At 68.0% G+C, this 12,913-nt stretch carries 7 protein-coding genes and 1 CRISPR repeat array (1 of these 8 only partly in view); of the genes, 2 read left to right on the forward strand and 5 right to left on the reverse strand.

What is annotated here, in order from left to right:
- Positions 1-2: 2 nt before the first annotated feature.
- The 4 genes from OZ403_RS36980 to OZ403_RS36995 form a co-directional block, all read right to left on the reverse strand.
- Complete coding sequence (locus OZ403_RS36980) at positions 3-2,774, reverse strand: bpX6 domain-containing protein (protein WP_268782958.1); 2,772 nt, start codon at positions 2,772-2,774, stop codon at positions 3-5.
- Positions 2,771-4,594, reverse strand: a complete 1,824-nt coding sequence (locus tag OZ403_RS36985; RefSeq protein WP_268782959.1) for a hypothetical protein — start codon at positions 4,592-4,594, stop codon at positions 2,771-2,773. The genes OZ403_RS36980 and OZ403_RS36985 overlap by 4 nt, the downstream gene beginning before the upstream one ends.
- A complete protein-coding gene (locus OZ403_RS36990; protein WP_268782960.1) occupies positions 4,591-5,094 on the reverse strand; it encodes a bpX5 domain-containing protein in 504 nt (167 codons plus the stop codon). Before OZ403_RS36990 ends, OZ403_RS36985 begins: the two co-directional genes overlap by 4 nt.
- Positions 5,095-5,215: 121 nt before the next feature.
- On the reverse strand, positions 5,216-6,397 hold the full coding sequence (locus tag OZ403_RS36995) for an AAA family ATPase (RefSeq protein WP_268782961.1): 1,182 nt from the start codon (positions 6,395-6,397) through the stop codon (positions 5,216-5,218).
- 203 nt (positions 6,398-6,600) lie between these two features.
- On the opposite strand from OZ403_RS36995, the gene OZ403_RS37000 reads away from it, so the two are divergent.
- A complete protein-coding gene (locus OZ403_RS37000; RefSeq protein WP_140857722.1) occupies positions 6,601-7,194 on the forward strand; it encodes a hypothetical protein in 594 nt (197 codons plus the stop codon).
- Positions 7,195-7,231: 37 nt separating this feature from the next.
- Positions 7,232-7,948, forward strand: coding sequence for a YqiA/YcfP family alpha/beta fold hydrolase (locus OZ403_RS37005; RefSeq protein WP_268782962.1), 717 nt, complete (start codon positions 7,232-7,234; stop codon positions 7,946-7,948).
- Here OZ403_RS37005 and OZ403_RS37010 read toward each other — a convergent pair.
- Positions 7,930-8,163 (reverse strand): hypothetical protein, encoded by a 234-nt coding sequence (locus OZ403_RS37010; RefSeq protein ID WP_268782963.1) that lies wholly within the window; start codon positions 8,161-8,163, stop codon positions 7,930-7,932. The genes OZ403_RS37005 and OZ403_RS37010 overlap by 19 nt on opposite strands.
- A 218-nt stretch (positions 8,164-8,381) precedes the next feature.
- Positions 8,382-12,913: a CRISPR direct-repeat array (repeat unit 37 nt; unit sequence GTTTCAACCCACGCTCCCCGCGTTCACGAGGAGCGAC) (it continues 694 nt past the right edge of the window).

Genomic DNA, 12,913 nt, shown 5'->3' on the forward strand with positions numbered 1-12,913 from the left:
GCTCAAGGCACCGGCAAGTGCCGGACCTCACCGCTCTCCAAATCCAGCCTCACCCCCCGGCCCCCCTCGTCGAATGCCAGCAACATGCTGTCCGTGAGCCGCACCTTCGGGCGGACATTCCCTTCGAACGTCAACACGGCGCGGGAAAACCCGCGCCTGTCTGTCAACTGAAGCTGCCAGTCCGCGCCCAAATCCAGCAATTCCAAACACCATTCCCGCGAAAGGAAGATGCCCTTGAGCGTCTCGTGGTCGCGCTCCGTCCGAACCCGATTGCGAAGTGACACGGGCTGCATCCACGCCAGGGAGCCCCTCAGTGTGTTCCTCCCGCGTGCCACATCCTCGGGGGACATGGGATATTCCATGCTCAGGACAGCAGCCTCACCGTCCGGGACCACGGACTGATTCCAGAGCACCAATTTCGGGTCCGACACCTCCGGAGGCAGCTCCGACCGGTCGCGCAGCGTGGGCCCGTCCGCGAGCGTATACGTCCACCGCTCCTCTTTGCCAACAACGAAACTCATGTGCGTGGCATCCACCGCAATAACAAACACACCGCCGGCAAGGTCCGAAACCCGCCAGAGCGCGCGGCACTCAGTGGCGAGCGCATCCACCATCATCACCGTGTTTTCAGAGGACACGAACCAGACATTGCCGTCGTAGCTGGGGGCCCAGGCCGTCAATGACATATCGCCCCAGGGGCTGCACCTGCGCGTCACCAGGTCCAGCCGGGACAGGCGCCACACATCGTCCCGCCGCGCGAGTGCCAGGACGCGGTCTCCATGAATGGAAGGCACCAGGTGGAAGGCCGGCACGTCAAAGTGCGCCACCGTCCGGCCGTCCGCGCGAACCAGCCTCGCCCCCGCCTCCCCTAGGGCGTACAGCAGCCGGCCATCTGGCAGCACCACCACGTCATGAAGCGTGAAGGTCCCCGCCTCGGAGGCCCGCACGGTGACATCGATGCGCGGCCGTTCACGGATATCGCGCCACGCGGGGGAGATACAGTCGGCCAGCGACGGCAGGTCCGTGCGCAAGGTGCCGTCGGGCGCGGAGCCCAACAAGCGCTTGATGAGGCTCAGGTCCGAGGTGAAGCGGGCATTGCCCGCCGCCCGGTCCCGAAGCAACGCGCGCAGCGTGGGCACCACCAGCGCGGTGCGGCTGGCGGAAGGAGGCTCTTCCACGAGCGCCAATCCAAAGACGAAGCGCTCGGACGCGCGTTCCGGCGCGTCGTCGTCGAGCAACTCGCGCACCCGCGCACCCGCCACCGTCAGCCCATCCGCGAACGCAGTGGCCCACATCGCCAGCAGCCGCGCGCCCGTCGCGCCACCACTCGCCACGCCCCGCTCCAGCCATTCGCGCGCCGGGGCACGATTCTCCGCCACCGGCCACACCACCTGAACAGCGCGCGCGTAGTCGCCGGCCTCGGCGAGGGTCTCCGCCCACAGCAGGCGTAACGCACGGGCCTCCGGTGGATTCGGACGCTCCAGCCGCGCCACCGCGTCCCCGAAGGCCCCACTGCGTCGGGCGATGGCGACGGCGCGCGTGACGTCTTGAGCCAGGAACCACTGACGCACCACGAGCCCCGGTGCCAGCTTGCGCCCCTCGGCCAGCTCCGCCGCCAGCTTGAAGCGGCCACGCAGCTCCAGGAAGGACACGGCTTCCTCGACGGCGCCCAGCAGCTCCGCGAGGACGAACGCAGCTTCGTCGATGCGTCCCTCGCGCCGGAAGTAACAGAAGGCCTCGCGGTAGCGCTGCTGGAGCGAGGAGTAGAGGTCAGGTCCTCCCGCGAACACGGACCCCGCCGCTCCCCGCGCCTCCGTCTGGAGCGTGAGTTGCTCACGAGGGCCTGGCAACCCCAAGGCCTCGCGTGCGTCCTCGCCCAGCTCCTTGCCCAGTGGAATGGCGTGCCGCAGCGCCTCGTAGAGGTTGCCCTCCTCGAACATGACGAAGAGGCGGCGCACGTACTCCGCCTTCCGCTGCCGCGCCCACCCGCCGAGCAGGGTGTTGCGCATCATCCAGTCGGACAGCCTGCTCCAGGGACTCGGGCCCTGTCGCGCTCCGCGAGCCCCTGTTCCCAAGAACGCGGCCCCAAGCCACACCATCCACCCCGGCCGACCACGCCCGGACTCGCCGCATCCACGCACCGACGAGCCCTGACGGGAGAACTTCTCGCGCAGCCACGCCCACCATCCCAGGCGGCGCACCCCAGCGGCGCTGGGAGCGCGGCGGCCCTCCATGCGCGCGAGCATTTCCTGTGCTTCAGCTGACGGCTCGGGCACGCCGGGACCGAAGCGTTCGCGCGACGGCGGAGGCACAGGCTCCAGCACGGGCACGGGGGGCGGCGGCGCGCCCAGCGTCTCCGGGGCTCGGAGCCCCCACGCGGACACGTCGAGCCATGTGGACACATCCACCCGCGGCATCGCACCGGCGGAGAACACCTGGGACCGTCCACTGAGCACCAGCAACACCGCGCCTTCATGGAGACTCGGGTGCCGACGCTCCGCTGGAGACAAGGGCGCCGAGGAGAGTACGCCGTACTCCCGAGTGAGCGGCAGCCCTGGCGCGGCTTCGCACACCACCGCGCGTGGCGCGGACATCTCCACAAGATATCCACCCGCCACGGCGCGAACGGACATGCCGGGCGTCCACTCCGCCAGAATCCGGCGGCGAGCCTCCGCCTCACCGAGCAGGGCCGGGTCGAGCCAGAAAGCCGAGGCCCGAACCGTGCCCCGGTGCACCTGCTGCCGGGGCCGTAGCCCCGCACGTGCTGTGCTCATCCCCCGCCTCCCGTATGGATACGGCACAGCACGGCTTCATGCTCCAGGTGGTACAGCACCAGTTCGCCTTCCGTCGTCAGCCACCCGAGCACAGGCACCGCATGGCTGGCCTCCGCGTGGACCACGTCAGCGGCGGCCACCGCCAGCCTGAACAGGTGCCGGAGCCCCACGTTCCAGAAGGTTCGCTGGTCCGGGTCGAGCGCCAACAGTCCGGCCTCCCCTTTCCCCTGCGGACAGACCCCGACGCCCACGGCTCTCCATCCCGAGCGTAGCGTCACGAATTGCACCGAGTCCCGATGGTGCAAACACCACATGACGCCTGGGAATTTGTTCACCGCGAGCAACCCAGCATCCGGGTGCCCCGCGTCGTGCGATGCGCCGAACCAGAGGGTGTCGCCACTCGAGTCCTGCAGGCGAACCTGGCGCACCTCCGTCGCACTTACGAGGCCCAGCCGCATGCAACTCGCAACCACCTCATTTTCGTCGCGCGCCACGACGATGCTGGAACCCTTCACGTGAGCGGCGGCGATGACCCGCCGAGCCACCTGGGCGGAGACCACGCGACGGGAGGAGGAGTCCTCCTCGAAGAAATAGAGCGTGTCGTCCAGGCCGGACAGGAGCACGCACTCCCGATTGAATGCATCGAGATAGGTCGTCAGCCGGCCGAGTGGTTGTCCTCGAGCAGGAATGGGTGGATGCGCCTGCGTATCGCGCAGCGTCCAGGGGAACGCACTGGGCCCACGGGTCCTGAACTGATGTTGCAGTTGCCCCCGGAAGGCATAGGCGCCCTGCTTTCGCATCAGTACGAGCAGGCCCCCCTGACGCCGCCAACCCGCCCCCAGGAAGGTCTCATCACTCCGAGGCATCATCCGTTGGGGCCGCGCGAGGGTAGCGCGAGGGGAGTTGGGCAGCGCCATGGCGCCGACGCCTCCCCCTTCATAGAAGAGCATCAATCGGCGGCCATCCGCGGAGAAGGAAAACCCCGACACCCGCGAGTGCTGGACTGTCTTCACGGGCGCGGCGACGCGCGCGCGGAACGGGTCTCTCAACAGACGCACGCTGTCATCCGGAGACGGCAGGTCGAGCAACACGGAGCGCGGCGCACGCGCGGCGGGATGCACCTCCACCGCGAGCTGGCGCACCTCGGGCGCCAGGACTTCGGAGACCTCGATGCGCGAGAGCGTCTCCGCCCCCACGAGCCGGGACAGGCGGGAGGACCCCACGAGCCAGGCGTCCGCCGTCCGCGCGTCGAGCGCGAGTGCCTCGCGCCAGGCCGAGAGCCGCTCAGCCGAGGGCGACGCGATGTCACGCGCGTTCAACCAGGCGCCCAGCGTGGCGGGCGTCACTTCCGTGAACCAGCCACGCCGCGGGTCTGCCTGAAGCACGCCCCATGCGAACGTGGCGCCCGCGGCCTCCGCCCTGCGCGCCATGACGATGAGCAACGCGAGGTGCGCGATGCGCGGAGCGCCAAGCTGGTCTGGTCCCGCATCGAGCAACATCACCGTGCGATGCGCGCGCTGAGGCTGGCGGAACGAGGGCTTGAGATAGGACAGCTCTCCGAAGGCGGCACGGCGCACCAGTTCGTCGGGTGCCTCCATGGCCCACAGCCATTCACTCACCAGCAGCCGGTCGAAGGAGCCTCTTCGCGACAGGCCGTCATACCCTTGAGGCTCGCCGCCCTCCCTCTCCGAGGGCGCCCGCAGCGGCCCCAGCGCCGCGGACAACCGGGCAACCAGCGGGCCCAGGTTCAGCGCCACCTCCAGCGGGAACTTCGCGAGAATCGACGCCCAGGGGCGTAACGCATGGGGCAACGTGCTCACGGCGCGTCCCCCGACGACCCCGTGTCCAGCCAGGCCTGAAGCGTGACACGGGACACGGGCCGCGCGGCGCCCAGGCTGACGAGACACCTGGACTCGGGCAGCACCGCCAACTTCGCTCCACCCCCGTGCGCATGCGCCACGAACGCACGCTCCAGCAGCGAAGCCGCCACGTCTGGCGCCAACGCACAAGGAAGCAACAGCAAGGGCGCCGCGGCATCCCGCCCCAGGTACACGGCGCCGTCGACCCATGGCAGCGACGTCGAGGCCCCGAGGAGCACCAGGAGGCCTCGCCCCGCGACGCCTTCCCAGTTGGCAAGGCGTGCGTCGTCCTCCGCGAGCACCCGGCGCGCGAGCGCCACCGCCACGGGGCCTTCTCCTGCCACGGCGAGCGGCTCCAGCGGCTCGGCGCGCGAACGCCACCGCACCGGCAGGCGAGCGGCGTCTTCGCCGCGCGTCTCCAGCGCGTCCCCCGTCCGCGAGTCTCTTCCCGTTGCGCTCACGGCGCGTCAGCCACCGCACCCCGGCCACGAGGCGGCGCCTCCGGAAACCGACGCGCGGAGCCTCCAGGCTCGCGGGCCTGCGTCCAGGCAGTGGTGGAGACAGCGCGGGACCCCTGCGCGCTCACACCGCCACCTCCGTTTCGGATGACTCGAGCCCTGAAGCGCCGTAGGCGAGCACACCCGCCACCTCCGCGCGAAGCACCTTCAAGTCATCGGGAAGCGACTCGGGAGCGAAGCCCGCGTCCATCTCTCGCGCCACGCCCTCCAGCTTGAGCCGCCACGCGGCGAGCGCCTCGCCATTGCCATCCACGGGCCGCTCCGCCAGCAACGCCTGTCCCGCGGAAGCGATGCGCCGCGCCCGCGCCAGGGGGCCCGCGCTGGCCTCCAGCGCCGCCGCCGGCAGGGCCGGGTTCTCTGTCCCGGCGAGCACGTCCCGCAGCACGTCCCGAGCGAGCGCCTGGGCCTCCTTCGTCGGCACGGCATACACGAGCGGCCACAGGTCCGCGGTCCCTGGCGTGCGCCGGCCCGCGAGCGCGGCGGCGGCGGCGATGAGCTTCTGGACCTTCACCGCGCGGCGGTCGGACAAGGCCACACCCGCGGCGCGCAACGTGCGCAGCGCATGCGCCAGATGCGGGCGCACCCCGGAGAGGTCCGCCTCACGCGCGGCCTGGGCGACCACGTCCAGGGACTCCAGCGAGGTGACATGCGCGTCCGCGTCCCCCCACAGTGAAGCGCCGCCCGCGAGCAACTCCTCCAGCCGCGGGTCTGGCACGGGCTCGACGAAGATGCGCGCGAGGAACCGGTCCGCGAAGGCGGCCAGCGACTCGTCTTCCGGCAAGGCATTGGCGGCGCCCACGCAGACGCGCAGGGGGCAGCGCATACGGGTGTGGCCGCGCCGGAAGGTGCGCTCATTGAGAAGGCCCAGCAGCGTATTCAGAATGGCGGTGGAGCCGAGGAACACCTCATCAAGGAAGGCGACCTCGGCCTCGGGCAGCATGCCCTGGGTCTCCGTTTCGACGATACCCTCTCGCAGCTTGCGCAGGTCCACGGGGCCGAAGAGCTCGGAGGGCTCGGTGAAGCGGCCCAGGAGGTACTCGAAGTACGAGCCGCCCAGAACACGTGCGGTGCGCCGGACGGCCTCGCTCTTCGCGGTGCCCGGCGGACCGATGACGAGCAGGTGCTCCCCCGCCACGGCGGAGAGCGCGACGAGCTCCACCATCGCCTCGCGTTCGACCAGGCCCCGGCCCGCACTAGAGAGTGCGTCACGAACGGCGGAGGCGGCGGATTCGAAGGAGATGGACATGGCACACCACCCTAACTTCCGGACTTGCCCTCCGAAAGCGCATGCAGGTTCCCTCCCCGCCCTCCATCCGCCAGGGCGGCAGTAGTTGGACTGTCCGCAGGGATGCGCATGGCATCACCGAGGCATGCGCGTCTGCCTGATTTCATGACACGCAGCGGCACTCGGAGTCCCCCACGGCGACCTCCAGGCATAGACTGCAACGCATGAGAAAGCAGTCGATGTGGGTGGCGGTGGTGGGCGTGCTGTGTGTGGGAACGGACGCGGTGGCGGCAGGCTGGAATGGCTATGCATCGCTGGGCGCCGGCATCACCCTGGACCATTTGAGCAACTTCCGCACGAAGGGCCCGGCGCTGCACGGATACCTGGGCCTGGAGACCCCACCCGGATTGTCGGTGGGCCTGCTGGCGGAAATCTCCGAGACGTGGGGCCAGCAGTTCCCGGACGCGATGCGACCGGGGCAGTTGGAGCGCTCGCAGCTCGACTACCGGGCGGTGGGCATCGAGGCGCGGCTGCGCTTCTTCCAGGACAAGCCCATCACGCCGTGGGTGGGCGCGCGGCTGTCGAAGAGCTGGGGCAGCACCTTCACGCCGGACGACGTGGGCACCTGGCTGCGGCAGAACATCGACACCACGAGCATGGCCTTCCGGGTGGGCGTGGACGGCTGGTTCAGCGACCGTTGGGGCGTGTCCGTCTCCACGGGCTTCCAGTTCTGTGACGTGAAGCTGACGTCCAACGCGCTCAACCAGTGCGCCAAGCTCATGCAGTCGGTGATTGCCGGGCCGGTGTTGCGCATCTGAAGCCACGGCCCCGCGCGCCCGTTAGAGTGGGCCTGTCATGAGCACTTCGACGACATCGCTTTCCGCCGTGGGTCCTCGCTGGCTGTACCTGCACGGCTTCGCCTCGGGTCCGGATTCGAAGAAGGGCGTGGCCGTGGCCCGGCACTACGCGGGCCAGGGCATTCCGGTGGAGCGGTTGAACCTCCGCGTCCCCTCCCTGGAGCAACTGCGCCTGAGCGTCATGCTGGACACGGTGCTGGCCGCGATGGGCGGGCCCGAGGAGCGGGTGGTGCTCATCGGCTCCAGCCTGGGAGGCCTCACGGCGGCCCGGGTGGCGGAGCAGGACGCCCGCGTATGTGCGCTGGTGCTGCTGGCGCCCGCCTTCCGCGTCGTCCCGCAGCTGCGCCGGAGAATGGGGGACGCGGCGTGGCGGCATTGGCAGACGTCGGGCTGGATTGAGACGGACGACTTCGTGACGCAGCAGAAGGCGCGCATCCATTCGGGCTTCATCGCCGACGCGGAGGCAGTGGACGCCCGCACCGGTGGCTGGCCCGACGTGCGCGTCCCGACGCTCATCATCCACGGCCGTCAGGATGACACCTGTGATGTCCAGAACTCGCGCCAGTGGGCGGAGGGCAAGCGCCACGTCCGGCTGGTGGAGGTGGACGATGGCCACGAGCTCACCGCGTCACTGCCGCGGATCCTGGAGGAGACGGAGGTGTTCCTCCAGCCCTGGGGCGCCCGGGGTCCTCGCGCTCACAGTTCGATGCCGTAAGTGGCAGCCACCTGCTGCATGACGCGGAGGGTGTCGGGCGGCGTGTCGATGTCCAACGTCAGACGCGTGCGCTGGCCGTCCACGGTGGATTCGGACGTCGTCACCTGCCGGGCATGTACAAAGGGAGGAGGGGCGCTGCGATCTTCCTTGTATTCGTCCAGCCGGCGCGCGGCGATGAGCAACGTCGTGAGCCGATGCGCGTCGGCCGCGTTCACGTCGGATAGGAGCGAGCCGTTGCGCTTGAAACGGCCATCCCGAAGACCTCGATCCAGAAGTGCTGTGTATTGGGCATACCCGGCGACTTCTGGCCCCTGAGCACGAGCGGGTCCTCGTGATCTGCTCCCCAATTTTCGGACCAGTTGAAGCGCGAGAAAGTCCTCGCGTTCATGAGGAGTGACCAGGACGCGGCACCGGGACTCCAGTGCTCTGGGTGATTTCGACTCACGCTCCTCGCGTTCACGAGGAGCGACCGTACAGGCTGGACTCGTGGAAGGTGCCGTAAACGTTTCAACCTACGCTCCCCTCGTTCATGAGGAGCGACCCGAGAGGTTGTCCACAGCTCGGCCAACTACGGAGATGTTTCAACCCACGCTCCCCTCGTTCACGAGGAGCGACCATAGCCCCGGCCACGAGTCTTGCCCGACCCTGGCGTTTCAACCCACGCTCCCCTCGTTCACGAGGAGCGACCGACCAGGCCGAGTGGAACACGCGTGAGGCTGCGCAGTTTCAACCCACGCTCCCCGCGTTCACGAGGAGCGACTTGCGGAGGTTCGCCACCACCTCGCGGTGCACGTGGTTTCAACCCACGCTCCACGCGTTCACGAGGAGCGACCGCGCGCCGGGCGCACCTTCTGTTCTGTGCGTGGTTTCAACCCACTCTCCTCGCGTTCACGAGGAGCGACGCGACACCGGAGGACACAGGACGTGGCTCTGTTCGAGTTTCAACCCACGCTCCTCGCGTTCACGAGGAGCGGCCTGGACCATGGCTGCTCGCAGATGGTGCTCGGGTTTCAACCCACGCTCCTCGCGTTCACGAGGAGCGACTGATGTTCTCTGCCATGAGTGATTCTCGAAACGGGTTTCAACCCACGCTCCTCGCGTTCACGAGGAGCGACGGCGCGGCCTTCCCGGCGCTGCCTGCGCTTGGGGTTTCAACCCACGTTCCTCGCGTTCACGAGGAGCGACGACGACAAATCTCCATGCTCAACAAGGCCCAGTTTCAACCCACGCTCCTCGCGTTCACGAGGAGCGACACTACGCGGTGGTGCGCGGACGCGACGCGCACGGGTTTCAACCCACGCTCCTCGCGTTCACGAGGAGCGACGGCGCGGCTGCTCCACCATCACCCCCTCTACGTTGATGTTTCAACCCACGCTCCTCGCGTTCACGAGGAGCGACACCACCGGCCCGAGGAGCGGCTCGCACGAGAGGTTTCAACCCACGCTCCTCGCGTTCACGAGGAGCGACCGAGGCGCCCACGCTCCCCACTGTTTGAAGAAGTTTCAACCCACGCTCCTCGCGTTCACGAGGAGCAACTTCAACGCCGGCAAAGGTCTACGCGGACTTTCTCCGGTTTCAACCCACGCTCCTCGCGTTCACGAGGAGCGACGCCTCCGGGTCCGCGCGCTTCGCGTTGTGCGAGAGGTTTCAACCCACGCTCCTCGCGTTCACGAGGAGCGACTGGCGACGACTCTACTGCGCGCTACCACGAGGAGTTTCAACCCACGCTCCCCGCGTTCACGAGGAGCGACTGGGCCGGCGTCCTGGAGGGTGCCGCCTGGAGGGTTTCAACCCACGCTCCCCGCGTTCACGAGGAGCGACTGGCCGATGCCATGCTTGCGGCTCGGAGCGCCAAGTTTCAACCCACGCTCCCCGCGTTCACGAGGAGCGACATCTCCAGGATGCAGCAGGCCTACCTCAACGCGTTTCAACCCACGCTTCCCGCGTTCACGAGGAGCGACCGGGCGCCTCTTTCGGTGGTAGGAGATAGACATGCGTTTCAACCCACGCTCCCCGCGTTCACGAGGAGCGACCTGGGCGGCCGTCGCGCAGGGGACTGGCGTCGGTGTTTCAACCCACGCTCCCCGCGTTCACGAGGAGCGACTTCGGCTTGCGCTTCTTGGGCCGCATGCGTTGGAGGTTTCAACCCACGCTCCCCGCGTTCACGAAGAGCGACTGTCGTGGCACCACAGCAGCACCGGGTTCTTGATGTTTCAACCCACGCTCCCCGCGTTCACGAGGAGCGACACGTCCTCCCGTGAGTTGCACCCGGAAGGGTAGCGGTTTCAACCCACGCTCCCCGCGTTCACGAGGAGCGACATTGCGAGGGTCAGGGCTGGCGGCGGCGGCCCACGGTTTCAACCCACGCTCCCCGCGTTCACGAGGAGCGACTCGCCAGCCGTGGAGTCGTCACCACCGCATACGGTTTCAACCCACGCTCCCCGCGTTCACGAGGAGCGACATGGCAAGCCAGGAGTACAGACAACCCGGGAATGCGTTTCAACCCACGCTCCCCGCGTTCACGAGGAGCGACGACTTGAAGCTCACCTCAAGTCGCGACGAGCGAGTTTCAACCCACGCTCCCCGCGTTCACGAGGAGCGACACCCGCATCCGGTCAGCGCGCTTCGTGAGCACCTGCGTTTCAACCCACGCTCCCCGCGTTCACGAGGAGCGACCGTCGCGAGCGAGTTCCAGACAGCGGTCCCGCATGTTTCAACCCACGCTCCCCGCGTTCACGAGGAGCGACCGCCATGTTGGCGGCCATGGCCGGCCGAGTGTGGTTTCAACCCACGCTCCCCGCGTTCACGAGGAGCGACTCGCATGCGCTGACGCCATCGACGCCCTTAAGGGGTTTCAACCCACGCTCCCCGCGTTCACGAGGAGCGACCCCTCCAGCTCCAGGCGGTCGAACCCATTCGCGACGTTTCAACCCACGCTCCCCGCGTTCACGAGGAGCGACCGCGGCACCCGTGAGGTCCTCGTCGCCTACCGGGAGTTTCAACCCACGCTCCCCGCGTTCACGAGGAGCGACTTGATGCGCAGGTGGGCGCTCACCGCGTCGTGGTTTCAACCCACTCTCCTCGCGCTCACGAGGAGCGACGTCGGTGGGCACAAAGCACAAGAGCTTCAACGTGTTTCAACCCACGCTCCCCGCGTTCACGAGGAGCGACGCGGTAACGAGCGTGCTGCCTGAGTGGAACTGGTTTCAACCCACGCTCCCCGCGTTCACGAGGAGCGACCGGGGCCCCGAGGACCACCAGCTCTCCCGGCTTGTTTCAACCCACGCTCCCCGCGTTCACGAGGAGCGACTATGTAAACTAAGTAAGTACGCGGAACTATTCTGGTTTCAACCCACGCTCCCCGCGTTCACGAGGAGCGACGCCACTCAGCACCACCACAGACGGCGGGGGAAGGTTTCAACCCACGCTCCCCGCGTTCACGAGGAGCGACCCCCCGGACGTTGGCGCGGTAGTTGAGCGCCTTGAAGTTTCAACCCACGCTCCCCGCGTTCACGAGGAGCGACGCTTCTACATGGACAGAGGACCATACAAATGTGTGTTTCAACCCACGCTCCCCGCGTTCACGAGGAGCGACCGTAGGGGCCGTTCCCGGTCGTCTGCATCTGGTGGTTTCAACCCACGCTCCCCGCGTTCACGAGGAGCGACCGTACCCCGCGGGCTCAGCCGAGCCGAACTCGAGATGTTTCAACCCACGCTCCCCGCGTTCACGAGGAGCGACTGCTGGGCGACACCCACGCGCGCTTCGCCTGTCCGTTTCAACCCACGCTCCCCGCGTTCACGAGGAGCGACACCGCGAGACGGCGGGAACACCATCCTGCACAAGTTTCAACCCACGCTCCCCGCGTTCACGAGGAGCGACCGCGCTCCCCACCGACTGCCCTGGTCTGATGACTGTTTCAACCCACGCTCCCCGCGTTCACGAGGAGCGACCATCGCCGCCCTTGTCCGGGTCGACGTCGAGCACGAAGTTTCAACCCACGCTCCCCGCGTTCACGAGGAGCGACGTGTGTCCTGGCTCGCCGCGAGCATCGTCCCGCTGTTTCAACCCACGCTCCCCGCGTTCACGAGGAGCGACGGTTTGGTTCAGGGCGCGCGGGCGGTGTGACGACGTTTCAACCCACGCTCCCCTCGTTCACGAGGAGCGACCGTAGGGGCCGTTTCCGACCGTCTGCATCTGGTGGTTTCAACCCACGCTCCCCTCGTTCACGAGGAGCGACCGTCAGTGCCATGGCTCAGTCCCAGATGTACGGGCCGTTTCAACCCACGCTCCCCTCGTTCACGAGGAGCGACACCTACTCCGCGCCGTCGCCTGTGGATGTTCGGCGGTTTCAACCCACGCTCCCCTCGTTCACGAGGAGCGACGTCGCCGGAGGGAGGAGGGGCTTCAGGGGGAGGGTTTCAACCCACGCTCCCCTCGTTCACGAGGAGCGACTTCGAGCGCGGCCTCCTGGCTGGGGTAGGGCTGTTTCAACCCACGCTCCCCTCGTTCACGAGGAGCGACTTCGAGCGCGGCCTCCTGGCTGGGGTAGGGCTGTTTCAACCCACGCTCCCCTCGTTCACGAGGAGCGACACGATGGCCAGGCCGGCCCGGACGGGCCCGACTGGGCGTTTCAACCCACGCTCCCCTCGTTCACGAGGAGCGACAAACGGCGACGACGCCAACGGGGGGCGCCGATGAGTTTCAACCCACGCTCCCCTCGTTCACGAGGAGCGACGGCGCTCCACCTCCGGGCGGAGGTCATGCAGTTCGGTTTCAACCCACGCTCCCCTCGTTCACGAGGAGCGACCAGGGCTTCGGTGGGGTTGAACGGCGCCGTCACCAGGTTTCAACCCACGCTCCCCTCGTTCACGAGGAGCGACCGTTTGGACCGCTCCAGGCGGCTCAGGGACGCGCGTTTCAACCCACGCTCCCCTCGTTCACGAGGAGCGACGTCAACGGTGTAC

It is taken from the genome of Myxococcus sp. NMCA1 (genome assembly GCF_026810205.1).
Lineage (GTDB): Bacteria > Myxococcota > Myxococcia > Myxococcales > Myxococcaceae > Myxococcus > Myxococcus xanthus_A.